This is a genomic window from Amycolatopsis sp. NPDC004079 (assembly GCF_040610415.1).
Lineage (GTDB): Bacteria > Actinomycetota > Actinomycetes > Mycobacteriales > Pseudonocardiaceae > Amycolatopsis > Amycolatopsis halotolerans.
Genome location: NZ_JBEXMH010000020.1, coordinates 84602 through 109835 on the forward strand (window position 1 = coordinate 84602; position 25234 = coordinate 109835).

Below are 25234 nucleotides of genomic sequence, written 5' to 3' on the forward strand. Positions count from 1 at the left end.
CACCCGCAGAGGAGATCGTCATGGCGAGCGGCCGGAAGGCCCCGCACGGGGTCGTCCTCAGGATCGCCGCCACCACCATCTGCGACAGCGACCTGCACGTCTACCGCGGGTCCTTCCCGGTGCCGAAGGGCATGGTGACGGGGCACGAGATGACCGGCGAGGTGATCGAGGCCGGTCCCGACGTCGAGTTCCTCGCCGAGGGCGACCTGGTGTCGGTCCCGTTCAACGTCGCCTGCGGGCGCTGCCGCAGCTGCCGGGCCCGATGGAGGCTGGTGCCAAGCCCGGCTCGACCGTGTACCTCGCCGGCGCGGGCCCGGTCGGCCGCTGCGGCGCGGCGGCGGCCCGCCTGCTGGGCGCGTCCTGCAGCATCGTCGGCGACTACTACCAGGACCGCGCCGCTGACCGACCAGACCAAGGTCATCCTCGGCGAGCCCATGGTCGAATCCGAGGCCCACGGGATCGGTGCCAAGCGCAGGAGATGAACCCCGCCTACGCCATCAACCAGGTCATCGACGCCACGCGCACCGGCGGAGCCATCGGCTTCTACGGCCCCGACCCGCTGGCGAAATCGAAGGCGGAGCAGGAGGGAGCGCTCCCCGCAACAGGAAGACGCGCTGCGGCAACGAATCGTCGGATCGGATCCGGGGCATCAGAGCTGAGTGTGTTCCGGGCGGCCAGGCACCGGCTCTGACACGTCCGGGTGTCGCGAACAGCACGGCAGTTGGCGGTCGACGTCCAGATTCCGGACACAGCAAGCACTTCGCACCGGCCATGGCTGGCTCATGTCCCGCAGTATGGCCGATGGTGGACTGCGCGCTCAGCCCAACGAGTGAACCGTCTGCTCAACCTGTTGCCGCCCCGCGAAAGACCGCCGGATCCACGGTTGCCGTCGACCCGGTTCACGACCGGGCGCCACCGGGCACGCACGCGTGAAGGCAGGCCGCGAGCCGGATCCGGAGGCCTCGCAGATCCCGCAATGCCACCGGAAACCGGCAGGCGGGACGATATCCGACCGCGTCGCCCGGAATGCCGCACGGCCCGGGCACATAGACGAACCCTTCCTCAGCGTCCCGGTGCGCCGCACCCCACGGCTGCTCCTCCCACGGACAACCCGCTCGGCGGCGTGCGAGCCAGTAGCCAGGCGTCTTCATCGCCTCGGACACCGCCGCCGCGAGGCCCCGGACATCGGCGTCGCGGACCCCGAGCCCCCGCCCCGGCCACATCCGCGGCAGAACCAGCGGCTCGCTCCGCGACGCGCATCGGAACGCGGCGAGATCGCCGTCGATCGCGACCGCCCATTCCCGCATAGCCGCGGTCGGCGGAATCTCGTACATCCCGGCACCACCAAGCCCCGATCAAGTGGAACATTGCGGACGGCGGCATCAGTGAACAGCACCGCTGCCGGGGCAGCGGATCGATTTCGGCCGTCCGGCGGAGTGGCCGATCGCACGATGCACCCCGTTCCGGACAATTCACCGCCGACCGCTGCCGGATATCCGCTCCGCGTGCGCCGAATGCCGTACCTGCCCGCCGGTTGAGCCGGTCAGCGAACCGGGTCCGTCTTGTCCGCGATCGCGGCGACCGGATCTGGACAAGCCAGTCCGGCTCCGCGAGCATGGTTTGGTTCCGCTCCCCTGTTGCGACCGATCCTGCCAAGCCGTGCCGGAGAGGACCACGAGCGATGACAGAAGAACGCGCTGTCCAGGACTTGGCCGCAAACCGCTGCGGCGCCGGAATCCCCGTTTCCTCATTCAGCCGCCGATCACCCGCCCGAGCCGACCTCGGCTGAGGACCGGCCAATGCCGTTCTCGAACCTTCGCCAGGAAGGAAAGATCATGGCAGCCAAGCCCAGCATCGTCTTCGCCCACGGACTGTGGGCCGACGGCTCCTGCTTCGCCAAGCTCATCCCCGCGCTGCAAGCCGAAGGCCACCAGGTCCTCGCCTCGCAACACGGCCTCGACTCGCTGGAAAGCGACGTCGCGTGCGTGACCTTCACGCTCAACCGCGTCCCCGGCCCGATCGTTCTCGTCGGCCATTCCTACGGCGGAACCCTGATCACCAAGGCAGGCACACACGAGCGCGTCGGCGCACTGGTGTACATCGCCGCGCTCGCCCCCGACGAAAACGAAACCTCGCAGCAACACCAGGACCAGTTCAGCCGCACGCCCGTCTTCGACCACGTCGAGATCGCCGACAACCGCGTATGGCTCCGCTCCTCCGGCATCGCGGACTTCGCGGGCGACCTCCCCGAAGCCGAACAGAAGCTCGTCCTCGCGACCGGAGCCGTGCCCGTCTCCGACCTGTTCACCCAGCAGGCTCCCGGCACCGCCTGGCGCACCAAGCCCTCCTGGTTCATCGTCGCCGCCAACGACCGCACCGTGAACCCCGAACTCGAACGATCCGCCGCCAAGCGCATGGGCGCCAAGACCCACGAAGTGGACAGCAGCCACGTCCCGATGCTCTCGCGCCCGGACTTCGTCCTCGACGTGATCCGCGACGCCGCGAATTCCCTGCAGCAGTAGGCAGATCGACGGCGACCGGGAAGAGATCGTTTGGCAGTCTCGTTCCCGGTCGCCTGCTTCCGTCGACCTTGCCCGCAGCGAGCACCGAACCGATCGGGTCCGCATGCCCGGCGACGACGGTCGTGCGCTGCGGATTTCCCTGCCCAGTTCAGCCGGATGTCCGAGCTGCTCGCTACCGCACGGCCCCGCCGACAGACCACGGCAGCACCTTGCCGAACCGGACCAGCTCCCCGTAGTGCGCCGGATCGACCGGACCCAGCGCCAGGTCCGCCAGCGGGACCGCCGCCTGCGCCGGGCTCGGCGCGGTGCTCACGTCCCACCACAGCCCCGACGTCGGCGTGTTGATCATCCCCGGGCAGACCGCGGCCAGCAGGATGCCGCGCCGCCGGTCCTCGGCCCGGCGCGCGGACGCCAGCGCGCGGACCGCGGCGACCTGGGCGATCTTCGACGGGATGTTGACGAACCCGGGCCACGCACCGGCGCGGGCGCTGCCGTCCCGGACCGCGTCTCGCCACGCTGCCACCTGCTCGTCCACAGCGTCCAAAGAGGACAGTTCAGCGAACCGGCTGTGCAGGACCGGGGCCAGGTGGTGCAGGGTGCCGAGACTGCTGGCCACCACGATCAGCCGCGCGTCGTCGCGCAGCAGCGGGGCGAACGCGCGCAGGACCCGGGTCGTGCCGAAGTTGTTCACCTGGGTGTACTCGTCGACGATCGCGCGCGGATCGTCGTCAGGGCCGACTCGCATCACGGCGTTGTTGAACACGATGTCGACGCCGCCGTGCCGCTCCCGGAGCAATTCGGCGAACCGTGCCGCCGCGTCGGGGACCGCGACGTCGAAGACTTCGCCACGCACTCGCGCGCCGCCGGCGGGCAGTGTTTCGACTGCCTGCTGGACGCGGGTGGAGTCACGGCCGGTGAGGTAGACGGTGTCTTCGGGGTTCATCCGCTGCGCGAGGCTTTCTACCAGCGCCAGGCCGAGTCCTTGCGTCGCACCGGTCACCACTGCGATCTTCATGCTCCCGCCACCAGCTTCTCAGAGTACGTCCACAGCCGTTCCGCGCTGTCCGGGTCCAGGGCGTAGCGCGCCACGCCGTGCAGCTGCGGGGCCTCGCCGCGCCGGTCGATCGTCGGGGTTTCGTTGCAGTCCACGAAATACCGGCCGCCGATGCCGTCGAGCAACGGCGACGTCGCGAGCAGCACCGACGTGGCAGCGCCCTGCTGAGGCTTCTTCATCAGCTCCGGCCCGACCGTCCCGCTGCCGCGTCCGCCGGTGTGTCGCTGGAGATTTGCGGTCTTCGACTGCCCATAGGCCAGCCATGGATCGTAGGCGCGGAACGCGAAGTGCACGTCGTCGAAGCCGACCGGCGAGAGCTGATGCCCGCTGGAGCTGACCGCCACAACGCGCGCGCCCTCGGCCACGAGCGAGCGGTGCAGCGGTCCTTCCCAAGCCGCGACGAACGCCGCCACCGAGGCCTGGTCGGCCAGATCCAGCGGCGCGACGCTCACCGCGGCACGGCCGGTCGTCTCGATGACGTCCTTCGCGGCCTGCTCGCCCGCAGCGGTGTCACGGACGGCCAGAACAACCTCCGCACCGGCCGAAACCAAGGCGCGCGCCGTCTCGACGCCGAGCCCGGACGAACCGCCGGTCACGATCGCGCGGCGGCCGGAAAGATCAATGCCCGCAACGACTTCGGCAGCTGTGCTGGAGAAGTCGAACGGTGTGTGCATCAACGTCATGCCCACCACGCTAAGCCGCTATTGGTCATGTAGGCAGCGAAATATCCTCAACCATGGTATGCGTGACTGTCATGGCCTTCACCGATGCTTCGCTGGTCGCTCTCCGGGTGTTCCGCGAGGTCGCCGAACGGGGCACGCTCACCGCGGCGGCGTCCGCTCTCGGCTACACCCAGTCCGCGGTTTCCCGGCAGATCGCCGCGCTCGAACGGGCCGCGGGCGCGCCGCTGCTCGAACGACGCCACGACGGCGTCCGGCTTACCCCGGCGGGCCGGATCGTGCTGCGCCGCGCCGCCGACGTCGTCGACCAGATCGACGCCACCGCCCGGGAACTCGCCGGCCTGCCCGAGGAATCCGGCCACGTCCGGCTGGGCTGGTTCGCCACCGCCGGCGCCGTCATCGTCCCCCGCGCGCTGGCGCTGCTGCGCGAAACGCACCCGGCGATCACCGTGACCTCCCGCGAAGGCAGCAGCCCGGCGCTGGTGCGCGCCTTGCGGGCGGGCACGATCGACCTCGCCGTGCTCGCGTCCGTTCCCCCGTACCGTTCGCTGGACACCGAAACTCCGCCGCTGCGAGTGCAAGTGCTCACCGAACGCAGTCTGTGCGTCGCGGTGCCGGAGAACCATCCGCTCGCGCACGGCGACTACCTCGACGTCGCGGACCTGCACGGCCAGCGCTGGATCGCCGGTGCCGCGCAAGAACTCCAGATGGGCGCCTGGCCGGGACTCGCCGAACGACCGGTGATCGCGCACACCGCCCGCGACTGGCTGGCGAAACTCCAGCTCGTCGCGGCCGGCTGCGGCATCACCACAGTGCCGCGCATGCTCGCCCCGACCGTCCCGCCCGGCGTCCGCGTCCTCCCCGTCCGGGGCGGACCGTCGGAGAACCGGCGGGTCGTGCTCGCCCGGCTCCCGCAGCCGATGCCGGAACCCGTCGCCCGCGTGGCCGAAGCGATCCGCGAAGCGACTCTGGAAACCGATGCTCGCTGAACCTCCGCGCGCACGGGGCGGAGCCCTCAGGCAGCGAGGAGGGCGAGAATCTCCGCAGTGGTCCCGGTTTCGCCGAGCCGGGGGAAGATCTTCGCGACCGAGTTGTCGTGCATCGAGACGTCCAGGTCGGTCATGGCGTCGACCGGCAGGGTCACGTGGAATCCGTGCTCGTGGGCCTGCCGCGCGGTCGACTCGACGCCGATCGCGGTGGAGATCCCGCACACGACGACCTGGGTGACGCCGAGTTCGCGGAGGTGCTCGGCCAGGCCGGTGCCGTGGAACGCGCCCCAGGTGTGTTTGGTGACGGTCTTGTCGCCGGGCTGCCGGCCGAGGTCCGGCAGCAGTTCCTGCCAGCCGGCGGGAAGGTCTGCGACCCCGGAGCCGTGTTCGGTGCGGCCCGGGGCGCCGCCGGCGACGTTGACGAGCACGACGGGGAGCTGTTTGGCGCGGAACGCGTCGGCCAGCTTGACGGCGTTGGCCAGGACGCCGTCGAACGGGTGCACGGTCGGCATGGCGGTGGCCGCGGACTGGAGATCGACGACCACGAGCGCGGTGACGGGGTCGATGGTGGTGACGGGCATGGTTTTCTCCTTGGTTGACGGGAAAGTCAGCGCCGCAGGGTGCGGTCGCCGAGTGTGAGGGCGGCGAGGACGAGGCTGGCGGCCGTCATGATCCAGGCGATCAAATGGACGCCGCCGTCGGTGACGTCGTGCTGGAAGACCAGGCCGGTGACGGCGCTGGCGCCGATGGAACCGACGTAGCCGAAGGTGCGCAGCAAACCGGACGCGGTGCCGAGCTGCTCCGCGGGCGCGTGCTCGGCGAGCGCGATCTGGTTGCCCGCGGTGGAAAAGCCGATGGCGAGCCCGAAGACCAGGGTCAGGGCGACCACCAGGCCGATCCACGCGGTGGCGGTGAGCAGTAGGACACCGGCCGAGCCGAGCAGGCAGGCGGCCGCGGCGGCGAGCACCGGTCCGCGGACGAGGCCGCGCCGGGACAGCGGCGCGATGAGCAGACCCGAGACCAGGGTCATCGGCAGCAGGAGCAGCCCGGCCGCGGATTCGCTGACGCCGCGGACGCTTTCGACCCACTCGGTGATGCCGTACAGCACGACGTACACGCACAACTGGGTCAAGCCGAAGCGCAGATAGGTGTTGGCGAGCCCGGGCTTGGCGGCCAGGAGCCGCACGTCCACGAACGGAGTCCGCGCCCGCAGTTCCCACCACGCCAGCACCGCCCACAGCGCGGCCGACAACGCGAGCAGCCACCAGCGCGCGGAAGGCAGGCCGAACAGGAATACCAGCAGCGACAACATGGCCCCGACGAACAGGACGATGCCGCACAGGTCCAGCTTCGAGGCGATCTCCCGCGCGGTCAGCCGATGCTCGCGCCGGGGATCAGGCGCGATCCACCCGGCCGCGGCGACGAGCGCGAGCACGGCGACCGGCACGTTGACGAAGAAGACAGCCCGCCAGGTAAGCGCGTTCACCAGGACGCCGCCGAGGGGAAGCCCCAGCGACGCGGTCGCGATCCCCGCGATCATCAGCCCGCCGAGGACCCCGCCCGGAGGCTTGTCCATCCCGGCGTCCCGCGCGCGGCGCTGGATCAGCAGCATCGCGGTCGGGTAGGCGCAGGAGGTGCCCAGTCCCAGCACCACCCGGCTCAGGACCAGCATCCACAGGTTCTGCGCGAACCCGCCGAACAAGCCGCCGGCGATCACCAGCACGATGCCCGACACGAACACCCGCCGGGGCCCGAACACCTCGGCGGCCTTGCCCGCGGCGGGCTGGCCGATCGCGCTCGCCAGGTAGAGGGCCGCGACCAGCGCCGCGGTCTGCCCGATCGGGATGCCCACGTCGCGGGCGATCGGCAGCAGCGCGGTCGCGATCAGGGAACTGTTGACCGGATTGAGGGCCGAACCGAGGAACAGCGGCGCGGTGAACCGCCAGGAGAACGGATTCTCGTTCCGACCCGGCCGGACCGGGGACACTTCGGTCGAGGACACGGCAACCTTCTTCACGTGCGATTGGGCGCGACGAGCAGCCCCGCGTGCCGGGCACGGGAGCGACCGCGGGTTCAGGTCAGAAGCGCTGGGAAAGCCTTTCCAGCAACGGAGCAGCGGCCGCCAGGACGGCGACCTCGGCATCGGTGAACGACTCGCCGAGCGCGGCCGCCATGCGATCGGATATCGCATCGCGACTGGAATGCAGGACGTCGCCGCCCTCCGCGGTGACAGTCAGCAGCGACCGCCGCCGGTCTTCGGGGTCCGGGGCCCGTGCCACCAGCCCGTGGTTCTCCAGCGACGCGACGGTCGCCCCCATCGACTGCGGGGTGATCTGCTGCGCCCGGGCGAGATCGGCGATCGCGACCGGAGCGGCCCGATCGATCTGTGCCAGCACGGACAGCTCCGGCGTCGTCAACTCCCCCTGCGCGGCGGCCTCGCGCGTGCGCCGCTTGAACGACCCCAGGGCCAGCCGCAGCGCGACAGCGGTCGAGCGGTTCACGGCGTCACGAGCTTCCATAATAAGAAGTCTAACCTTCGCAGTGTGAGTTGACAAGTTCAGGCTTCCTATTTCTTCGCCCCCCACGTGGCTGTCCCGTTGACAGATGAGCGGCGTCGCCGCGTCACGTTGGCCTTCCGAGAACGCGTCGTGGATGTAGCTGTTCAACGCCCAGCAACGCCGCTTCGGGCAGATAGACGTCCGGGCGGCACAGACAACCCGGTCAGCCGAAACGCGCCGGAACCGCGTCGCATGCCCAGCTGCGACGTCGTCCCGCATTTGTCCTGGACATCGCGAAGGAGCGTTCTGTGCCCGTAATGCCAAGCGTGGCGGGCAAGAAGCGATTTCCCCTACCGGACATGACATTGCCCGTTCCGGACACCCGGCAGGGAATCTCTCTCACCCCCGCCCGCGGCGCGTCTCCTCAAGATCGTCCGCTATCGCCGCCGAGGTACGCCGGAGCGGATCGAGGAAGCGGTCCACGATGTCCGCCCTGGACAATGAGCTCGCCGACGTGGACACGTTGACCGCTGCGATCACGGTCCGGGGCGGGGTGTCCGAGTTGCGGCTCACCGAATGCTGGCGGCGGCCGAAAACCGGCACCGCGATCGATCGCAATCCCTCCTGGACCTCTTGGTCGATGAGAGAGAATCCCTGCTCTCGCACCAGATCCAGCTCAGTACGGAGCGCTGCCGGGTCGGTGATCGCCCGCTCGGTCGGGGCGTCGGACGGAAGTGTCCTGAGGTAGTCGCTGAGGTCTTCGGGGGCTTGCGCCGCCAACAGGACACGTCCCATCGCCGTCAGGTGCGCGGGAAGGCGGGTGCCGATGTTGATGGTCACGCTCATGATGCGACGACGAATCGTGGCGCGCGCGACGTACACGATGTCGGACCCGTCGAGCACGGAGACCGAGCTCGATTCGTCGATTTCCTGGGACAGCCGCTCGAGATAAGGCTGCGCGACTTCGGGCAGGCTCAACGACGAGAGGTAGCTGAAGCCCAGCTCGAGAACACGCGGCGTGAGCGAGTACCAGCGACCGTGCGACTTCATGTAGCCGACCTCGACGAGGGTCGAGAGGAAGCGACGCGCGGTCGCCCGCGTCAGCGACGTCGCCGCGGCGATCTCGCTCAGCGTCATCTCCGGGTGGTCCTCGTCGAACGCCCGGATCACGTTCAGCCCGCGCACCAGCGACTGAACGTACTGATCACTGGGACCCTGACCGTCGCCCGTGCTCCTCGTAGCCGTCACGGCAGCGGATCCTACCGGAGGCCGACGCCTCCGCTTTGTATCGCCATACGAACAAGAGTTCGCTGGTTGACACTTTTGCGGTCGCGCGCCTAGTCTTCACCACACCTGCCACCCGGGATTTCCCGTCACCCTCCGCATCCGCCGCGATTGAGCGTTCTCAAGCCGGGCGACCGTCCCGGCTGATTCCGCGGCGTTCCCGTTTCGACCGGTCGGACCTCGACGAGCATCGGAGTCACCATGTCCGAGACAGCACTTCACGATCTGCTCCTGAGCGGGTCCTTCCGCATCGGCCGCACGCTCGTCACGCATCTCAGCGACGGCGTCGTCGTGGAGCCGCGGGCGAATTGGTTCCACGGCGTCGATCCCGCCTGCTGGATGCCCGTCGTCGGGGCCGGCTCCCCCGACACGCCTTTTCCGGTGACCTTCGGCGGGTTCTTGGTCCAGACACCGGACGCCACGGCGATGTTCGACTGCGGGATAGGGCCGCTGGCCCGATCGATGTTCCCCGGCATCCGCGAAGGCGGGAACCTGCTGCACCGGCTCGAAGAGGCCGGCGTGGCTCCGGGCGAAGTCGACCGGGTGGTCATCAGCCATCTGCACCTCGACCACTGCGGACACCTGCTCAAGCCGGACGGAAGCCTGACCTTCGAGTCCGCCGAGGTCTGGCTGCACCACCGGGAGGCGGAGTACTGGCGATCCGCGTCGGCAGCGGGAAACATCGAGCCCGCGCGGATCAGGCGCTATCTTGACGCGCTCCAGTCAGCAGGCGTCCTGCGCACCTACGCCGACGAGTTCGAACTCTCGCCCGGGGTCCGGCTGATCCCGTCACCGGGCCACACCCCCGGTCACACGGCGATGCTGCTGAGCTCCGCCGGCGCGCACGCCATGCTGCTCGGCGACATCGTGCACCACACCGCGCACTTCACGCATCCACGCTGGCTGCAGAGCTACGACGTGGAACCGGAATCGTCGTTCGCCACACGGCTCGAGCTCTTCGATCGAGCGGCCCGGCTCGGCGCCGTCGTCACGGCGGTGCACATGCCGATCCTCACTCTGGGGACGGTGACGACGACGGGGTCCGGCGGACACGTTTACCACCCGGCCCCTCCGGACCGGCCCGTCGGCCAACCGTAGTACCACCCTCACCGATATAAGGAGCGATCAATGCAGTACCGCACGCTCGGCCACACGGGACTCCTTGTCTCGCAAGCATTCTTCGGCGGCACGTTCATCGGCGAGTTCGAGGACGAAACGTCGACGCGGCGTCTCGTCGACGCGGCCTGGGACGCCGGGATCAACACGTTCTACTCGGCGGACGCCTACCACAACGGGCGGGCGGAAGAACTGCTCGGGCAGGCGATCCGGCCGCGCCGCGACGAGGTGAACCTGCTCATCAAGGCCGGCAATCGGGTCGGCACGGCGGACACGCCCACCACGATCCAGGACTGGAACGCGACGCCTCGCCGGGTCGAGGTCGACCACGCCTTCTACATGAAACGCGGGATCGGGCCGACGTCGCGCGGTCTCACCCGCAAGCACCTCGTCTCCGCGGTCGAGGCGTCGCTGAAGCGGCTGGGAACCGACTACATCGATGTCTACGTCGCGCATTTCTTCGATCCGTCGACTCCGGTGGAGGAAACTCTGCACGCGATGGACGACCTCGTCCACCAGGGCAAGATCCTCTACGTCGGCTGCTCGCAGACCGCGGCCTGGCAACTCTACCGGGCGCTGTGGGCCAGCGAGATCAACAATCTCGTTTCCTACCAGTCACAACAGATCCACTACAACATCTTCGAGCGCGACGCGCGGCGCGAGCAGCTGGCGGCCGCCGACGCGGCCGGGGTCAGCGTGCTCGCCTTCAACGCGCTGGCGGGAGAACTGCTGGCGGGCACCCATGCGCGCGACGACGACTCGCTGCGGGACACGATGGGCTTCCGCCGCCGCTACGCCGACATGTATTGGACCGAAGAGAATTTCGACCTGATCGAAGAGTTCGTCTCGATCGCCGGGGCCTTCGGCCGTACTCCCAGCTCTCTGGCCTACGCATGGACGCTGGCCCAGCCCGCGGTGACGGCACTCAACATCGGTCCCCGCGTCGTCGACGGCTTCGCACCCGCGGTGAACGCTATCGACACGCCACTGCTCCCAGAGGAAGACCACGCGATCCAGCACCTCCTGGAGCGGTACCCGACCGCACCGCCGACCCGGGAGCGCCTCACGGTCGAGAGCCTGTAGTGCCGCCAGCGGATGCCGGTCGTTTCGAGTACTGGGCCGGAGTGGACACCCCAGCGGTCGGGGGCTCCGCGTTGCGCGAGTTCGATCGCTTCTATTCGACCGTCCATGTACCCGAAGTGCTGGCCTATTACCCGGGAATGCTCTCGTGCGCGCGGTACCGGTTGACCGAACAAGACGAGCGCGGCGATCGCGGTCCGATGTGGCTGGCGCGGTACACGATGGACGAGCAAGCGGCCGCCCGTTACCGCACCGTCAACTCGGACCCCGGATTCGTCATGCCGTTCACCCCGATGCCGTTGAGCGAGCGGGATTTCGACGTTCGCTGGCGCTTCCTCTGGCGATCGCTCGCTTCCTACGGAGACGACGCCGGAACCAGCCGGGGCGTACGGCTCATCGGGATGGACCCGGCGCCGGGCACCCGGGCGGAAGAGCTGACGGCGTTCAACGCGTTCTACGACCGGACACATCTTCGCGAGGCACGGGGCGCTCTCCGGTCCCGCTTCGTGACACGTTACGAGCTGTGCCAAGCGTTCTCCTCGTCCGCAGCGCCGCGGTACGCGGCGGTGTACGAGCTGGACAGCCCCGCCGTGACGAACCTGCCCGTACCTCGGGTGACGGACGGCCCGCCGTCCTGGCGGGACCGGAACACGCACTGGCGGCTGACGTACGCGCTGATCGAGCGGATCGACCGAGGCTGAGCGCAGCCACCCGAGGAATTCCGTCGGACCAAGGGAGCAACGATGCCCCGCACCGCCCACGAAACGCGCACGACAACGTCCGCCCGACGAGCCGCGATAGCGGCGTTTCTCGGGAGCACGCTGGAGTACTACGACTTCTACCTGTACGCCGTCGCGGCAGCGCTCATCTTCGACCGGCTGTTCTTCCCCTCCGGCAATGCGGCCGTCGGTCTCGCCCTGTCCTTCGCCACCTTCGGGGTCGCCTACGTCGCGCGGCCCGTCGGCGGAATTGTGATGTCGCACTTCGGCGATCGGATCGGACGCCGGCGGGTGCTGATGATCACCCTCGCGATCATGGGCACCTCGTCGTTCGCCGTGGGACTCCTGCCGACGTATGGCTCGGTAGGGATTCTGGCGCCGATCTTGCTGGTCACGGCCCGGCTGGCACAGGGTTTCTCCGCCGGCGCCGAGCTGGCCGGCGCGACGACCCTGACCCTGGAGCACGCGCCGGACCGCCATCGGTCCTTCTTCACCAGCTGGGCCTCGACGGGCTGCTCGGCGGGTTTGCTCCTCGCGACGCTCGTGTTCATCCCTGTCGCAGCGCTTCCCGACGCTCAGATGCTCGCCTGGGGCTGGCGGATCCCGTTCCTGTCCTCGGTCGTGGTCTTCGCGATCGCGTACTGGGTCCGCACCCGCCTCGACGAACCGCCGGAGTTCGAGAAACAGCAGGAGACCGACGCCGTCGTGCGCGTTCCGGGCCTCGCAGTCCTGCGCACCCAGCCGACGGCGGTGTTACGGGTTGTCCTGATGACCCTGATGGCCTCCTCGCAAACGATCTTCAGCTTCTTCAGCCTGTCCTACGCCAGCGAGACGGCCGGCGTGGGCAAATCGCCGATGCTGATCGTCAACGCCGTCACGCTCGGGTTGTCGATCGCTGTCCTGCCGCTCGCCGCGTCGCTGTCCGACCGGATCGGCCGGAAACCGACGCTCCTGATCGGCGCCGTCGGCAGTCTCCTGTCGCTCTTCTTGTTCTTCTGGTTCATCACGACCGGCAGCCTCGTGTTGATCTCGCTGGGCGCGTTCCTGTTCATGTCGGTGCTGTATTCGTTCTGGAGCGCCGTCTATCCGGTCTACTTCGCGGAGCTGTTCGCCACCCCGGTGCGCTATTCCGGGATGGCTATCGGGCAGCAGATCGGCCTTGTCCTCGTCGGGTTCGCCCCGGTCATCGGGGCGCTCCTCCAGCGTCCGGGACCGTACGGGTGGCTCCCGGTCGCGGCGTTCACCGGAGTGTGCATCGGCATCGCGGCCATTGCTGTCTGGACAGGACCGGAGACCTACGACGTGCCGGTGGACCGTCTCGGCCGCGCGAACCTGCCCGCTGACGTGGCGGAGCCCCCATCAGCGGGCAGCGATGCGAGAACGCGGTCCGCGGCGTCGCCCGAGCAAAGGCGGCATTCGTGAACTGATAGTCCACAAAGGACCAACGGTGGACGCGCGGTGATCCCAGCCCTGCCGGAGTCGAACTTCTCGGCTGGGAAACCAGCCCGTCGCCGCCCTCGCCCACTACGGCCGGTGCGCTGCCCCGCTACTCCCCCGGGCGAGTCCCGCCGCGGGCGACCAGCACCGGGCACAGCGCGTACGAGATCAGCGCCTGGCTCGTGGATCCCAGCGCCAGGCCGCTGAACCCGCCCCGGCCTCGGCTGCCGACGACCAGCAACTGCGCCCGGTCGGCGAGATCGAGCAGCACCTCGGCCGGGCGCCCCGCCCGCACGACCCGCTCGACGACGACGTCCGGGTACTTCTCCTGCCAGCCGGCCAGCCGTTGCGCGAGCAGCTCGTGCTCGTGCTCCTCGACTGCCGCGCGGTCCATTCCCCGCCGGCCCTCTTCGAAGACCTCGGCCAGGAACTTCTCGCTCCAGCTGTGCACCGCCACCAACCGCGCGTTCCGCCAGGTCGCCTCTTCGAACGCGGCCGCGATCGCCGCTTCGCCCTTGGGGGTGCCGTCGACGCCCAGCACGACCGGCCCCTCGGCCGGGGCCTCGTCCTCACCGACGTGCGGCCGGATCACCGCGACCGGACACGGCGCGTGCGCGGCCAGCGCGACCGACACCGACCCGAGCAAGACGCGGCCCGCCGTGCTCCGGCCCGGACTGCCGAGCACGATCATGCTCGCGCCGGCCGCCTCGGCCAGCAACGCCTCCGCCGGCCCCTCGGCCCGCACCGCGGTCGCCGCCTCGACGCCCGGCGCGGCCTGGGCAGCCGCGTCGCCCGCTTCGGCCAGCACTCGCGCGCCGCGCGCGCCGGCAGCTTCCTGCATCTGCTCGAACGACAGCTCGGCCGCGGGAAAGGACACCGGCAGCTCAGGCAACGCATGGACCAGGCGAAGACTCCGATGACGTTCCCGCGCGACCCGTGCCGCCCAGCGCACCGCTGTCAGAGCGGCCGCGGAACCGTCGACACCGACCACCACTGCTGACTCCGACCCCGTCATCCGATCCCCGCTTTCCCCGTACGGACAGTCCGTGCAAGGAAGCTACCGGTCGAAGGCCGTTCCAGCCCGTCGTCACACCCCGATGGGGGGGGATGCGACGGACGTCGGCCTCGGCTCCTGTCGGTACACAGTAGACAGTCGGCGACGCTGTCCGGCCGTTCGATACCATCAGAACCGTGACTGCCGAGCCGACTGCCCGCGAACTGGTCGACCGCTTCGGCCGGATGACCGCCGACGGCCGTTTCCAGACACTGCGGCTGCTCGTCCCCGGCAAAGGGGATTCGCCGGTGCTCGAACCGTTCCTGCTGTCGACCGCGAACGACACCGCCGAGGACGACCTGGTCCGGGTCGAGGCCGTCCGGGCGATTCCGCTGCTGGACTTCGCCGAACCCGCCCTCGTCGACCGGTGCCGGGAAGCGCTGCACCGGCTCGCCCGCGAGGACGACGACTGGGACGTCCGCAACGCCGCGGGCTGCGTCGTGTTCGACCTGCCCGGAGCCGAAAACAGCGTCGACCCGATCCGGGCAGTGCTGGCCGCGGAACCCGAAGAGTTCGTGCGCGCCAACGTATCCGCCGCGCTCAACCTGTTCCTCCGTCGCCAACGCTAACCGGACGCCACCCCCGCCCCGTCGCCTCGCTCGACCCGCGGGTCGCCCAGGACGCAATCGACGAGACAGACCGTCCGGTCGCCGGGCACCGGATGCTGAGCTATGGTGACGGTGTCGCGAAAAACGATGCTCCGCGGTTCAAGCCGTCGGACATCGCGCACACATCGACGCAGACGTTTCTGCTCGGTCAGCGGCTCCTTGCCGAGATCGGGTTCTTCCCGCCCCTTCTCGGACACCACCCTTGCCGGCGCGTGCCGGCTCGACAGAGGAGCGCACCATGCAGAAGTCCGTCGCCGTCATCGGAGCGGGGCTGGGCGGCCTGACGCTCGCCCGCGTGCTTCAGGTCACCGGCGTCGCCGCGACGATCTACGAGGCCGAGGCGTCGGCGACCGCCCGCGCGCAGGGCGGCTTGCTCGACATTCACGAGGAGACCGGGCAAGTCGCTCTCCGCGCGGCCGGTCTGTACGACGAGTTCCTCGGCCTGGTCCGTCCGGGCGAGGACGCCAAGCGCGTGGTCGACCACGCCGGCACGGTCCTGTTCGACCTGCCCGGGGACCCCGGGTCGGCGCGCCCGGAGGTCGATCGCGGCGAACTCCGGGACCTGGTCATCGAGTCGCTCGCGCCCGGCACCGTCAAGTGGGGGCACAAACTCGAGTCGATTCGGCACCGTCCGGGGGGCGGCTACGACCTCGCCTTCGCGACCGGGGCGGCCGCGCACGCCGAACTGGTCGTCGGCGCCGACGGGGCCTGGTCGAAGGTGCGCCCGCTGCTCACCCCCGCCAAGCCGCTCTACAGCGGAACCTGCTTCATCGAGATCGGCCTCGCCGCCGGCGGGCCGGACCACCGGGCGAGCGTGGCGGCGATCGGCAGCGGCACGCTGATGGCGGTCGAGCCGGGCAAAGGCATCATCGCCCATCGCCACGCCGACGGGCGCGTCGCCGGCTACGTGGCGCTGAACAAGCCCGAGGAGTGGGCGGAGTCGATCGACTTCGGCGACCCGGCCGAGGGCCTGCGTCAAGTCGGCGCCGAGTTCGCCGGCTGGTCGCCGCTGCTCACGGCGTTCGTCACCGGAAGCGACGTGGAGCCGCGGCTCCGGCCCATCCACGCCCTTCCCGTCGGGGTCAAGTGGGACCGGGTACCCGGTGTGACGCTCATCGGCGACGCCGCGCATCTGATGTCCCCCTTTGCCGGTGAGGGCGCGAACCTCGCCATGTACGACGGCGCGGACCTGGCGGCCGAACTGGCCGGGCAACCCGACGTCGAGAGCGCGCTCGCCGCCTACGAGGACCGGCTGTTTCCGCGCAGCGGCGAGGTCGCCGGCCTCTCGGCACAGAACCTGGAGAACTTCTTCGGCCGGGAGGCGCCGCAGAGCGTGGTCACGCTCTTCGATCGCTCCTAGCGAGCCGGGCGGCGGCTTGGCCTCGGCACCGCGAACGCCGGGGCCAAGCCGAAAACCGGTTAATCGCCGGTGCAGCAGGACGTGCGGGCGCTCGCTACGTAGTGCGGGTCGTGCCACCAGAACGCCGCGTTGTCCGGATGATCCGGAACCGGTGTCAGCCGCGCGCTGGCCGGCGCGGCTGAGCCGGCCGACGCGAACGGGGCGAGCAGCTCGTCCACGGTGTGCACGCGCCCGCTCGCGAGGACCTGGCGGACGTCGGCGGCGGCCTTGATATCGGCGAGCGGGTCGCTGCCGAGGACCACCAGGTCGGCGTGGCAACCCCGGGCGATGCGGCCCAGCGGTTCGCCGAGGACGTCGCCCGGGATGCTCGTCGCGGTGATCAGCGCTTCGTACGGGGTGAAGCCGTAGGCGACCATCGCGCGCAGGTTCATGTGGGTGCTGACCGCGGTGTGGTCGATCGGCGAGTCGGTGCCGGTGACGATCCGGCCGCCGCCGCGCAGGATCGCCGCCGCCTCCTTGACTTGGCGGGCCAGGCTGTTCAGCGCCGCGGTCTGGTCGGCGGTCTTCGAGGTCTCGGCGGTCTTCTGCAGCGACTTGTACTCCCACGCCGGATACAGCGTCCGCACCCGCCGGTCGGTGACCAGGCTTTCGTCGTCGCGGAACAGCGCGGTGGCGGCGAACAGCGTGGGTGTGCGCGCCGCGCCGCGGCGCAGGAACAGGGCCACGACGTCGTCGTATCCGGCGCCGAGCAGGGAGTACGTGCGGGAATAGCCGAACCGGCTGGTGGCGCCCATGTGCTCCATGCCGTCGCTGCCGAAGGCGAGCGCCGGGTAGTGGTAGTGCGAGGTCGCCGGCAGCCGCCGCTGGTGACCCCATTCGATCACCCGGCGCTGCATGTCCGGGCTGATCCGCACGTAGGCCTTGAGCAGGTCGTAATCCAGTTTCCCGGCCCGCTCCAGCTCGAGTTCCAGCTGCCGCTCGTCGAAGGTGGGCCGCATGAAGTTGTAGAAGACGCGCGAGCCGTCGATGGCCTCGCCGGTGGCGAAGTACCGCGGCCCGAGCCGCGCGCCGGACTGGATCGACTCCCGCTCCTCCACCATGTGATACGCCGGGCTGCCCGGCGATCGGGTCGTGGTGAACCCGAGCGACAGCCACAGCCTGCCCTGCCGGTCGCCGTAGCCGTACCCCTGCATCTGGCGGTGGTTGTGCATGTCGACGAGCCCGGGGATCACCACGCCGTCGCGCGCGTCGACGATCTCGCCGTCCAGTCCGCTGCCCGCCGGCTCCACCGAGGCGATCCGGCCGCCGTCCACCACGATGTCAGCGTCCGTGCGCGAAGCGTGCGAAGTGCCGTCCCACATCCGCCCGGCGCGCACGATCACCCGGCCGCGGTTGCGGGCGTTGGTCCAGGTCAGGCGCGTCGGCACGGTACGCGGCTCGCCACCGGCCGCCGCGATCAGCCGCAACCGGCCGTTGTTCAGGTACAGCAGGGTCTTCGAGTCGCCGCTCCAGCTCGGCGCGTCGGTGACCTCGTCGGTGACCGCTCGCGACGGGCCGGCGGGCGTGCCGTCCGGGTGCACGTCGACCACCCACAGCACGCTGGCCGCCACGAACGCCATCCGCCGCCCGTCCGGCGACCACACCGGACCGTCGTCGCCGCGGGTCTGGATGGACCGCTGCGGCATCGGGTCCACGTAACGGCCGGCGCCGGTTTCGGTGTCCACCAGCAGGATCTTGTTCAGCCCCTCGCGGAAGCGCGTCGAGTACGGCTTCACCGCGGCGAGTGCGACGACCTTGCCGTCCGCAGACCAGGTCGGACGGCCTGGCTCGAAGATCGCGGTGAATATCTGCCGCACGGCGCCGGTCGCGACTTCGACGGTGTGCAGCGCGCCGTTCTGGTCGAGGAACGCGATCCGCGAGCCGTCCGGAGACCAGGCGCTCGACGTCGCGGCCAGATCGGGCAGGTTCGTCAGCTGCCGGTCCTGCCCGGTTTTCAGATCACGGATCCACAGGTCGAGCGTGCCGCTGCGGTCGGTGGAGTAGACCACCTTGCTTCCGTCGGGCGAGAACGCCGGGTCGCTTTTCCACCACGCGTCCCGGGTCAGCGGGCGCGGCAACCGGCCCAGCTCCATCACGTACAGGTCGTTCAGCGCGCGGAACACGACCTGGCTGCCGTCCGGCGACAGCACCGGGCTGCCGATCCCGACCACGGGTTTCGGGGTGGTGGAAGTGAAATCCCGCGGACGCGCGTGCAGCGGCCCCTCGGCGACGGTGACCGGCGCGCGGAACGGGATGTCCGTCGCCGCGCCTCCGCTGAGTTTCCGCCGCCGCAGCGCACCGTCGGCGGTGTAGAGGTATTCGTCGTCGCTGAGCCAGGAAACCCGGAACGGGAACACGTCCTCCCCGGTGAACAACGGTTTCCCGGCGCGTGCCAGCTCCACCGCGGCGGGCGGCTGCGGCCTCGGGCCGCCGACGACCCGGGTGTAGACGACGTCCTTTCCGTCCGGAGTCCACATCGGACTGTGCAGCACCGCGTCGGGTTCGCTGACCAGCGTGGAACGGGAGCCGTCGGCGACAGAGACGACGTCGACGCGTTTCCCGCCCGCGACGAACGCGAGTTTCGCCCCGTCCGGCGACCAGGCCGGTTCGTACTCCTCCTCCGGGCTGTCGGTGATCACCCGGCTGGTCCCGGAGGCGACGTCCAGCACCCGGATGCCGTAACTGCCGCCTTCGTCGGAGGAGTAGGCGACGGCGCGGCCGTCCGGGGAAAAGACCGGTTCGCGGTGATCGAACGGCCCGCTCGTCAGCCGCCGGAGGCCGCTGCCGTCGGCCCGGATCGTCCACAGGTCGAAGGAGCCTTCGCGATAGGACTGGAACACCAGCGCCGTGCCGTCCGGGGACCAGGACGGCAATCCGATGTCGAAAACGTCCTCGGTGAGCCGTTTCGCCGTTCCGCCCCGCGCCGGCAGCAGCCACAGCACGCCGAGCAGGTCGATCGCGACGGTCCGGCCGTCCGGCGACAGCTGGGCCGCCACGTTCGTCCCCTGCCGGACCACAAGGGGTTGCCGGGCAAGGGATTCCGCCCGCGCGCCGGATACCGGACCGGTCGCGCCGAGCCCCACAGAGCCGGCCGTTCCCGCTACTCCGGCCAGGAAACCACGCCTGTTCACCGTCATCTGCGCCCCCCAGTGCACTGCCGTTCGATGATCTGGCCCACCCTAACGGCGTTTCCGGGCGTTCCGGCAGCGATCATCCTTTCGGCCGCACGAACGTCGACCGCCGAGGCGGGCGTGCGACCGTGGTGAGATCACCGGTCCCTACGCCGATGGCTGCAACCGCGACTGCGCCACCTGGCTCCGATGAATAGTCCGTCCTCGACTGCCGGACACGCGCTATTCGAGGTGCTCATTATTGTTGACTTGCAGCCGCATTCGGCTGTCGCGTACGCGGTAGCCACCAGCTCGCTGATTTCGCGTCGTTGACCCAGGAGGAGGAAGCCGTTGGATCTCGCGGATCGGCTGGCGACAGTCACGACGCTTTTCGAGGCTCACAGAAAGGCGCCGTTCCCGCGCCGGTGGCGAGGCACCGACGTGGCAGCCGTCGACACGGTGATGCTTGACGAGAACTCATCCGGCTGTATCTCCACTTGGCTGCAGCGACAAGGTCTCCTGGACGACAGGAGATGGAACATCCTCGCCGAATGCGAACAGCAGCTCATCCGGGTCATCCCCGAACTGGACGCCTACGGTCGCGAGTACTACCAAAGACTCCTGGACATGACGGTGCTGGTACTGGAGGCGGACAGCCCATAGCGGCAGCGCTGGCAGCCCTCGCCCGGCGACAGGTCGTCCGGCGGTTCGGGTTCGGGTGCCGCGCGCGGGGTGTGGGGCATGGTCGGCACGGTGTCCGAAGCGCACCGCGGGCCTTCCGCTCGCGGTGCGCCGCCGGAGTTCAGGCGTGGGCCGTCCGCGTGGATCGGCGCGTCCGGTAAAGCGTGACCGCGACCAGGACGAGCACAGCGGTTTCCGTCAGGACGCTCAGCAAAGCCTCCGGCGCGGGCTGGAAACCCCGTTCGGAAAAGCCGAACAACCCGGTCGTCCGCGAAAGCACGAAGCCCGCCAAGGCACCCGCCGCCAGCGCGGCCGCCGCCAGGCGCAGCAGGAAGGGGCCGCCCAGAGCCACCAGTACGGCCACCGCGAACGCCGCGGAAGCCTGAAGGAGGAACGACGGCCCGATCACCGGGATCACGCGATAGCCGCCGACGTACAGCCGCGCGTGGAGATAGCCGCTCACCGCGAGACACACCGCCGTCGCGAGGCGCAGGACGACATTCATGCCAGCTTCACGTCCTTCACCGCCAGGCCCGGCCCGCCCGGGCGGTAGGACACCTCGCGGATGCCGAGCGCGTCCTTGAGCTTGCCCGCGGGCAGTGTCACCGGTGTCGGCGCTGGCCGCGTTCCCGGCTGAGGCAACGGATACGCGGTGGTTGTCGCGCTGTGGAAGGTGATGTTGCCTTCGGTCTTCGTGAACAACTGGTGCACGTGCCCGTTGAGGCAGGTCACCGACGAGAACCGCCGCAGGTACGAGAGCGCCTGGGTCGCGTCGTCGGTCCCCCAGCCCCACGTCGGGTACATCGCGAACAGCGGGATGTGGCTGAACACCACGATCGGTGTGTCCGAACCGAGCTTCGCGACGTCCTTGCGCACGAATTCCAGCTGATCCGGCCCCAGATGGCCGAGCTTTTCCAGGCTCAGCGTGTTGACCAGCGCGATGAAGTGGACGCCCTTGACGTCGAAGCTGTACCAGCCGTCGCCCGCCGTGCCCGCGCCGAACGCCTTGCGGTACTTCTGGCCGGCGTCGTCGATCGAGTCGTGCTCGCCGGGCACCGTGGACACGTGCCCGGTGTCGAGAGTGCTCATCATCTGCTTGACCTGGTCGAACTGGGCGGCCGTCGACAGGTGGGTCAGGTCGCCGGTGTGCATGACGAAGTCCGGGCGGTACCCGAGCGCGTTGATCTGCGTGATGGCCTCGGAAAACGACGACTCGACGGCCGTGTTGGCGGGTCCGGTGAAGCCGAGGTGGCTGTCGCTGACCTGGACGAACCGCAACGCGTTCGGGTCGTCGACCGCGGCGGCGTCTCCCGGCGCGGCGATCCGGCTGATCACCTCGCCGCCGGTGACCGTCAGCGCCACGGCCGCGCCGAACCACGCCGTGTGCCGCAGGAGCTGGCGCCGGGTCATCCCTTCCGGGCTGTGCTCGTCTTCGGTCACGGCGTCACCGTCACGGTCGCCGTCATGAACGGGTGGATGGTGCACAGGTACTCGAACGTGCCCGGCTTGCTGAAAGTGTACTGATAGGACTGTCCAGTTTGGAGGGTCGGCGACCGCAGCGGGCCACCGGATCCCGTGCTGGTGACCGTGTGCGCGTCCTGGTCCTGATTGGTCCAAGTGACGGTGGTGCCCTTCTTCACCGTCGTCGCGGCGGGCGCGAACGCGAAGTCCTTGATGCCCACGGCATTCGCCGTCGAACTGGCGGTCGCGGTCGGCGACGGCGGCGGCGTCATCCCGGGCATCCCCGGCATCCCGGGCATCGACGCCATCGGCGCGGCGGGAGGCGACGCGGCTGGAGGCGACGCGGCGCAGGCCGTCAACGCCAGCGCGGCCGCGGTGATGAGCAGGAAGTGTTTCACCCCAACGGATTTCCTCATACCAGGGATACGTGCGGGGGTTACGCTCCCTCCCCCGGCACCAGGACCTCGACGACGCCGCCGGACTCGCGCACCACCAGGTGCGGCAACGGCGGCGGGGTCACCGGCAGCTGGTGCGTGAGGACCGCGCCGTCGACGGCGAACGACGTCCGGTGGCACGGGCAGTTCAGCCGCCGAGCCGGCGCGTCCAGGTTCAGCCGGCAGCCGAGGTGCGTGCACGTCGCCGAAACCGCGCGCACCTGCCCGCCGGAGCGCTGCACAAACCCGGCGACGGCCCCGAAGTCGAACGGCAGCACGCCGCCTTCGGGCAGGTCCTGGGCCGCGACAACAGCTCGCCACTGGCCGTTCTCGGGCCGCAGGGTCTTCTCTTCCGGGGGCGCGGCGGCCGGTTCGGCCCCTGAGGTCACCAGGTACTCGACGCCCGCGCCCGCGGCGGCCGCCGCCGCAGCGGCCGAGGACACCTGGATGAACCGGCGGCGGTTGCCGCCCCGCACAGGCGCGGGTTCGCGCAGCTCCTGGGCGAGCCGGCGGTGCAGCGCGGCGACGAACTCCTCGCTCGCCGCCGCACCGCCGGGCCGCGCGGCGCGCAGCAGCACCGCGGTCCGCAGCTCGGCCTCGTCGCCGGGGCCGGCCTCGAACGGGCGCGGCCGGCGCCGGCGCAGGAGGTCCTTGACGAACCGGCGGACGCCTCGCGTGCTCACGTCTCCATCCCTTCCGCCAGCTGGGCCGCCTGGCGCAACGCGCGGTGCTGCAGGACTTTCGCGTTGCCGACAGTGGTGCCCAGCTCGGCCGCCGCCTCCTTCAACGAGCAGGCCTGCAGGAACCGCAGGCGCAGGATCCGGCCGTAGCGCTCGGGCAGCTGCGCGAGGATCGCCTCGGCGCGGGCGAGCACGCCCGGGTCCACGGTGTCCGCTTCGAACGCGGCGATGTCGCGTTCCTCGTCCAGTGCGGTGATCTCCCGGCCGAGCGTGCGCCGCCAATGCCCAGCCAGCACCGTCCGCGCGGTGGCCAGCAGGTACGCCCGGACCTCGCCCACGCTCGCCGAGACCCGCAGCGGCCGCAACGCCGTCAGGAAGACCTCCGTGGTGAGGTCCTCCGCGTCGGGCCGGTTGCCGACCTTCGAGAACATCAGCCGGAACACGCGGTCGACGTTGTCGCGGTAGACCGCCTCCCAGTCCGGGTAGACGTCCGCGCCGACCGCGTGCAGCCGCGCGCGGGGCGCCGCGCCCGCTTCGTCCTGTTCGGCGCGTCTGCGCCGGAACCGCTGTGCCACCGGCACCGCCCGCCTTCTCCCCACCGGTTTTCTCCCACCACCAGAGGGATACGAACCGGGGTTACGCCGTAACCGGAGACCGTATCCGTAAGCGGAGTTTCCGACGACCCGAGGAGCGAAATGACCGCATCGATGTCACGCCGGCAACTGCTCGTCACCGGCGGGGCCGCCGCCGCCGTCCTCGCCACCACCGGCCTGCCGAGGCCCGCCGCCGCGGCGACGCCGATCCGGCCGGGCGGCGCGGACGTCGTCCTCGCCTGGAACCGCGAGCTGCTGGCGATCGTGCGCACGCCCGGCCTTCAGCCTGCGACCGTTCACCCGACGCGCAGCTTCGCGCTGCTGCACGCGGCGATGCACGACGCCGTCGTCGCGACGGCCGACAGCGGGCATCCGTACCTGTTCACGCTCGAGGTCCGGGGCCACGCGGCCCCGGAAGCGGCGGCAGCGCAGGCCGCGCACGACGTCCTGGCCGCGCTCTACCCCTCCCGGTCCGCGGAACTGGCGACCCTGCTGACCGGGCAGCTGGCCGGCATTCCGCCGGACGCGCGCGACCGCGGAGTGCGAGCCGGGCGGCTGGTGGCCCGGTTGCTGCTCGGCCTCCGCGCGAATGACGGCTCCGCGGCGGTCCCGCCGGTGCTGGCGCCGGGCACGGCCCCCGGGGAGTACCGGCCGACGCCGCCCGCGTTCGCGCCCGCGGTGTTCACCCACTGGCCCGCGGTGACGCCGTTCGTGCTCGACCAGGCCGGGCAGTTCCGGCCCGGTCCGTACCCCGCGCTGGAGAGCGCCCGGTACGCGAGAGCACTGAACGAGGTCGCCGCGACGGGCCGGGACACGAGCACCACCCGCACCGCGGACCAGACCGTGCAGGCGCGGTTCTGGGCGGCGCCGATCTGGAACTACTGGAACGAGATCACGCAGTCGGTCGTCGCCGGTTCGCGCAGCGGCCTGATCGACGCGGCCCGGGTGTTCGCACAGCTGAACCTGACCTTCGCCGACGCCGTGATCGCGTTCTACGAAGCGAAATACCACTACCGGATCTGGCGGCCGATCACCGCGGTCCGCCTCGCCGCCGACGACGGAAACCCGGCGACGGACGGGATCCCGGACTGGTCGAGCCTCGCCACCACCCCGGCGGATCCGGCGTACCCCGGCGCGCACAGCGTCGTCGCGCAGGCGGGCGCGCGGGTCCTGAGCGAGGAGTACGGGCCGAGCTGGGCGCTGGAGGTCACGTCCGAGGCGCTGCCGAACGTGGTCCGGCGATTCGACACGTTCCAGGACGCGGCCGACGAAGCGGGGTTGAGCCGCATCCCCGCGGGCGTGCACACCCGGCTCGACCACGACGCCGGCCGCCAGCTCGGCCTCGACGTCGCCGAGTTCGTCCTGTGCTCCTGACCTTTCGCGGCTGAGGATCCGCGAAATGGCGCGGTGGAGCGGGGCCGGGCGGTGAAGGTGCGCGCCGACGACGCTGGTGCCAAGACTGGCATCCCTTAGCTCCGCCATGGCCAAAACCGCCCCCCGGACTTAAAGGTCCGGGGGGCGGTTTCCAGGCCGCCACACCTTAATTTTCCTCTTTCCGACTCCAGCTGCCGTTCAGTCGGCCGCGCCGGTGACGGCGACGCGGTCAGCCATGTCGGCCTTCCCCGTTCGGTTCCCGCTGACGGGCGGTGAGCACCAATGCGTAAACGATTCCGCATACTCGCCGACACCGATTTCCGCGACGCCGCACAGCACCTCGGTCTCGGTCAAGTAGTTCAGCGCGCAGCTCCCCTGGCCGGTTGAGGGCTGCTCGCACCGGGCACAACCCGTGTTACACCACCGCAAGCGCCTGCTGAAACAGATCAAGGGAACGTAGG

26 protein-coding genes are annotated in these 25234 nt (G+C 70.1%); 11 read left to right on the plus strand and 15 right to left on the minus strand.

Annotated features, from left to right (window positions below; all coding sequences use genetic code 11):
* The first annotated feature begins 20 nt into the window (after nucleotides 1-20).
* Complete coding sequence (locus tag ABZX37_RS21900; protein ID WP_354742177.1) at nucleotides 21-482, plus strand: alcohol dehydrogenase catalytic domain-containing protein; 462 nt, start codon at nucleotides 21-23, stop codon at nucleotides 480-482.
* Nucleotides 483-899: 417 nt separating this feature from the next.
* Here the strand turns inward: ABZX37_RS21900 and ABZX37_RS21905 are convergent, their stop codons facing one another.
* Entirely contained in the window at nucleotides 900-1334 is a 435-nt protein-coding gene (locus ABZX37_RS21905; protein ID WP_354742179.1) for a hypothetical protein, read from the minus strand.
* 501 nt (nucleotides 1335-1835) lie between these two features.
* Here ABZX37_RS21905 and ABZX37_RS21910 point away from each other — a divergent pair.
* On the plus strand, nucleotides 1836-2522 hold the full coding sequence (locus tag ABZX37_RS21910; RefSeq protein WP_354742181.1) for an alpha/beta hydrolase: 687 nt from the start codon (nucleotides 1836-1838) through the stop codon (nucleotides 2520-2522).
* A 172-nt stretch (nucleotides 2523-2694) separates the two neighbouring features.
* Here the strand turns inward: ABZX37_RS21910 and ABZX37_RS21915 are convergent, their stop codons facing one another.
* Both ABZX37_RS21915 and ABZX37_RS21920 read right to left on the minus strand, forming a co-directional pair.
* A complete protein-coding gene (locus ABZX37_RS21915; protein ID WP_354742183.1) occupies nucleotides 2695-3537 on the minus strand; it encodes an SDR family NAD(P)-dependent oxidoreductase in 843 nt (280 codons plus the stop codon).
* Entirely contained in the window at nucleotides 3534-4259 is a 726-nt protein-coding gene (locus tag ABZX37_RS21920) for an SDR family NAD(P)-dependent oxidoreductase (protein WP_354742185.1), read from the minus strand. Before ABZX37_RS21920 ends, ABZX37_RS21915 begins: the two co-directional genes overlap by 4 nt.
* A gap of 71 nt (nucleotides 4260-4330) precedes the next feature.
* On the opposite strand from ABZX37_RS21920, the gene ABZX37_RS21925 reads away from it, so the two are divergent.
* Entirely contained in the window at nucleotides 4331-5245 is a 915-nt protein-coding gene (locus tag ABZX37_RS21925; protein ID WP_354742277.1) for a LysR family transcriptional regulator, read from the plus strand.
* Between the two features lie 26 nt (nucleotides 5246-5271).
* On the opposite strand, the gene ABZX37_RS21930 is transcribed toward ABZX37_RS21925, so the two are convergent.
* The 4 genes from ABZX37_RS21930 to ABZX37_RS21945 form a co-directional block, all read right to left on the minus strand.
* Nucleotides 5272-5826 (minus strand): isochorismatase family protein, encoded by a 555-nt coding sequence (locus ABZX37_RS21930; protein WP_354742187.1) that lies wholly within the window; start codon nucleotides 5824-5826, stop codon nucleotides 5272-5274.
* Nucleotides 5827-5852: 26 nt separating this feature from the next.
* Nucleotides 5853-7247, minus strand: coding sequence for an MFS transporter (locus ABZX37_RS21935; protein WP_354742189.1), 1395 nt, complete (start codon nucleotides 7245-7247; stop codon nucleotides 5853-5855).
* 76 nt (nucleotides 7248-7323) lie between these two features.
* The gene (locus tag ABZX37_RS21940) at nucleotides 7324-7764 is read right to left on the minus strand and encodes a MarR family transcriptional regulator (RefSeq protein ID WP_354742191.1); all 441 of its coding nucleotides are present in this window, start codon (nucleotides 7762-7764) and stop codon (nucleotides 7324-7326) included.
* Between the two features lie 378 nt (nucleotides 7765-8142).
* Nucleotides 8143-8991: an IclR family transcriptional regulator C-terminal domain-containing protein gene (locus ABZX37_RS21945; protein ID WP_354742193.1), complete on the minus strand. Its 849-nt coding sequence runs from the start codon at nucleotides 8989-8991 to the stop codon at nucleotides 8143-8145.
* Nucleotides 8992-9228: 237 nt separating this feature from the next.
* On the opposite strand from ABZX37_RS21945, the gene ABZX37_RS21950 reads away from it, so the two are divergent.
* From ABZX37_RS21950 to ABZX37_RS21965, 4 genes are read left to right on the plus strand one after another with little or no spacing between them, the layout of a single operon-like run.
* Complete coding sequence (locus ABZX37_RS21950; RefSeq protein WP_354742195.1) at nucleotides 9229-10125, plus strand: MBL fold metallo-hydrolase; 897 nt, start codon at nucleotides 9229-9231, stop codon at nucleotides 10123-10125.
* 30 nt (nucleotides 10126-10155) lie between these two features.
* Nucleotides 10156-11226: an aldo/keto reductase gene (locus tag ABZX37_RS21955; protein WP_354742197.1), complete on the plus strand. Its 1071-nt coding sequence runs from the start codon at nucleotides 10156-10158 to the stop codon at nucleotides 11224-11226.
* A 41-nt stretch (nucleotides 11227-11267) separates the two neighbouring features.
* A complete protein-coding gene (locus ABZX37_RS21960; RefSeq protein ID WP_354742199.1) occupies nucleotides 11268-11924 on the plus strand; it encodes a hypothetical protein in 657 nt (218 codons plus the stop codon).
* A 42-nt stretch (nucleotides 11925-11966) separates the two neighbouring features.
* Entirely contained in the window at nucleotides 11967-13364 is a 1398-nt protein-coding gene (locus ABZX37_RS21965; RefSeq protein ID WP_354742201.1) for an MFS transporter, read from the plus strand.
* A gap of 124 nt (nucleotides 13365-13488) precedes the next feature.
* On the opposite strand, the gene ABZX37_RS21970 is transcribed toward ABZX37_RS21965, so the two are convergent.
* On the minus strand, nucleotides 13489-14394 hold the full coding sequence (locus ABZX37_RS21970) for a universal stress protein (RefSeq protein ID WP_354742203.1): 906 nt from the start codon (nucleotides 14392-14394) through the stop codon (nucleotides 13489-13491).
* 176 nt (nucleotides 14395-14570) lie between these two features.
* On the opposite strand from ABZX37_RS21970, the gene ABZX37_RS21975 reads away from it, so the two are divergent.
* Together ABZX37_RS21975 and ABZX37_RS21980 are read left to right on the plus strand one after the other, a co-directional pair.
* A complete protein-coding gene (locus ABZX37_RS21975) occupies nucleotides 14571-15002 on the plus strand; it encodes a hypothetical protein (RefSeq protein WP_354742205.1) in 432 nt (143 codons plus the stop codon).
* Nucleotides 15003-15279: 277 nt separating this feature from the next.
* A complete protein-coding gene (locus ABZX37_RS21980; protein ID WP_354742207.1) occupies nucleotides 15280-16401 on the plus strand; it encodes an NAD(P)/FAD-dependent oxidoreductase in 1122 nt (373 codons plus the stop codon).
* Between the two features lie 59 nt (nucleotides 16402-16460).
* Here the strand turns inward: ABZX37_RS21980 and ABZX37_RS21985 are convergent, their stop codons facing one another.
* Nucleotides 16461-19577, minus strand: a complete 3117-nt coding sequence (locus ABZX37_RS21985; RefSeq protein ID WP_354742209.1) for an amidohydrolase family protein — start codon at nucleotides 19575-19577, stop codon at nucleotides 16461-16463.
* 324 nt (nucleotides 19578-19901) lie between these two features.
* Between ABZX37_RS21985 and ABZX37_RS21990 the strand changes: the two genes are divergently transcribed.
* On the plus strand, nucleotides 19902-20213 hold the full coding sequence (locus ABZX37_RS21990; protein WP_354742211.1) for a hypothetical protein: 312 nt from the start codon (nucleotides 19902-19904) through the stop codon (nucleotides 20211-20213).
* A 139-nt stretch (nucleotides 20214-20352) separates the two neighbouring features.
* Here the strand turns inward: ABZX37_RS21990 and ABZX37_RS21995 are convergent, their stop codons facing one another.
* From ABZX37_RS21995 to ABZX37_RS22015, 5 genes are read right to left on the minus strand one after another with little or no spacing between them, the layout of a single operon-like run.
* Complete coding sequence (locus ABZX37_RS21995) at nucleotides 20353-20736, minus strand: hypothetical protein (protein WP_354742213.1); 384 nt, start codon at nucleotides 20734-20736, stop codon at nucleotides 20353-20355.
* Nucleotides 20733-21671, minus strand: coding sequence for a metallophosphoesterase (locus ABZX37_RS22000; protein ID WP_354742215.1), 939 nt, complete (start codon nucleotides 21669-21671; stop codon nucleotides 20733-20735). The genes ABZX37_RS21995 and ABZX37_RS22000 overlap by 4 nt, the downstream gene beginning before the upstream one ends.
* Complete coding sequence (locus tag ABZX37_RS22005) at nucleotides 21668-22090, minus strand: plastocyanin/azurin family copper-binding protein (RefSeq protein WP_354742217.1); 423 nt, start codon at nucleotides 22088-22090, stop codon at nucleotides 21668-21670. Before ABZX37_RS22005 ends, ABZX37_RS22000 begins: the two co-directional genes overlap by 4 nt.
* Before the next feature lie 38 nt (nucleotides 22091-22128).
* Nucleotides 22129-22809: a Rieske (2Fe-2S) protein gene (locus tag ABZX37_RS22010; protein WP_354742219.1), complete on the minus strand. Its 681-nt coding sequence runs from the start codon at nucleotides 22807-22809 to the stop codon at nucleotides 22129-22131.
* Nucleotides 22806-23387 carry an RNA polymerase sigma factor gene (locus ABZX37_RS22015; RefSeq protein WP_354742221.1) on the minus strand — a complete coding sequence of 194 codons (582 nt, stop codon included), beginning with the start codon at nucleotides 23385-23387 and terminating at the stop codon, nucleotides 22806-22808. Before ABZX37_RS22015 ends, ABZX37_RS22010 begins: the two co-directional genes overlap by 4 nt.
* A gap of 114 nt (nucleotides 23388-23501) precedes the next feature.
* Between ABZX37_RS22015 and ABZX37_RS22020 the strand changes: the two genes are divergently transcribed.
* On the plus strand, nucleotides 23502-24773 hold the full coding sequence (locus ABZX37_RS22020; RefSeq protein WP_354742223.1) for a vanadium-dependent haloperoxidase: 1272 nt from the start codon (nucleotides 23502-23504) through the stop codon (nucleotides 24771-24773).
* A gap of 198 nt (nucleotides 24774-24971) precedes the next feature.
* On the opposite strand, the gene ABZX37_RS22025 is transcribed toward ABZX37_RS22020, so the two are convergent.
* Complete coding sequence (locus ABZX37_RS22025) at nucleotides 24972-25127, minus strand: hypothetical protein (RefSeq protein ID WP_354742225.1); 156 nt, start codon at nucleotides 25125-25127, stop codon at nucleotides 24972-24974.
* Between the last annotated feature and the right edge of the window lie 107 nt (nucleotides 25128-25234).

What these genes read in the sequence shown, in the direction of transcription:
- ABZX37_RS21965 (WP_354742201.1), top strand. Translation starts at nt 11,967, where the DNA reads ATGCCCCGCACCGCCCACGAAACGCGCACGACAACGTCCGCCCGACGA.
- ABZX37_RS21920 (WP_354742185.1), bottom strand. Translation starts at nt 4,259, where the DNA reads ATGACGTTGATGCACACACCGTTCGACTTCTCCAGCACAGCTGCCGAA.
- ABZX37_RS21940 (WP_354742191.1), bottom strand. Translation starts at nt 7,764, where the DNA reads ATGGAAGCTCGTGACGCCGTGAACCGCTCGACCGCTGTCGCGCTGCGG.
- ABZX37_RS21930 (WP_354742187.1), bottom strand. Translation starts at nt 5,826, where the DNA reads ATGCCCGTCACCACCATCGACCCCGTCACCGCGCTCGTGGTCGTCGAT.
- ABZX37_RS21985 (WP_354742209.1), bottom strand. Translation starts at nt 19,577, where the DNA reads ATGACGGTGAACAGGCGTGGTTTCCTGGCCGGAGTAGCGGGAACGGCC.
- ABZX37_RS21955 (WP_354742197.1), top strand. Translation starts at nt 10,156, where the DNA reads ATGCAGTACCGCACGCTCGGCCACACGGGACTCCTTGTCTCGCAAGCA.
- ABZX37_RS21905 (WP_354742179.1), bottom strand. Translation starts at nt 1,334, where the DNA reads ATGTACGAGATTCCGCCGACCGCGGCTATGCGGGAATGGGCGGTCGCG.
- ABZX37_RS21915 (WP_354742183.1), bottom strand. Translation starts at nt 3,537, where the DNA reads ATGAAGATCGCAGTGGTGACCGGTGCGACGCAAGGACTCGGCCTGGCG.
- ABZX37_RS21910 (WP_354742181.1), top strand. Translation starts at nt 1,836, where the DNA reads ATGGCAGCCAAGCCCAGCATCGTCTTCGCCCACGGACTGTGGGCCGAC.
- ABZX37_RS21995 (WP_354742213.1), bottom strand. Translation starts at nt 20,736, where the DNA reads ATGAATGTCGTCCTGCGCCTCGCGACGGCGGTGTGTCTCGCGGTGAGC.
- ABZX37_RS21900 (WP_354742177.1), top strand. Translation starts at nt 21, where the DNA reads ATGGCGAGCGGCCGGAAGGCCCCGCACGGGGTCGTCCTCAGGATCGCC.
- ABZX37_RS21925 (WP_354742277.1), top strand. Translation starts at nt 4,331, where the DNA reads ATGGCCTTCACCGATGCTTCGCTGGTCGCTCTCCGGGTGTTCCGCGAG.
- ABZX37_RS21970 (WP_354742203.1), bottom strand. Translation starts at nt 14,394, where the DNA reads ATGACGGGGTCGGAGTCAGCAGTGGTGGTCGGTGTCGACGGTTCCGCG.
- ABZX37_RS21980 (WP_354742207.1), top strand. Translation starts at nt 15,280, where the DNA reads ATGCAGAAGTCCGTCGCCGTCATCGGAGCGGGGCTGGGCGGCCTGACG.
- ABZX37_RS21950 (WP_354742195.1), top strand. Translation starts at nt 9,229, where the DNA reads ATGTCCGAGACAGCACTTCACGATCTGCTCCTGAGCGGGTCCTTCCGC.
- ABZX37_RS22020 (WP_354742223.1), top strand. Translation starts at nt 23,502, where the DNA reads ATGACCGCATCGATGTCACGCCGGCAACTGCTCGTCACCGGCGGGGCC.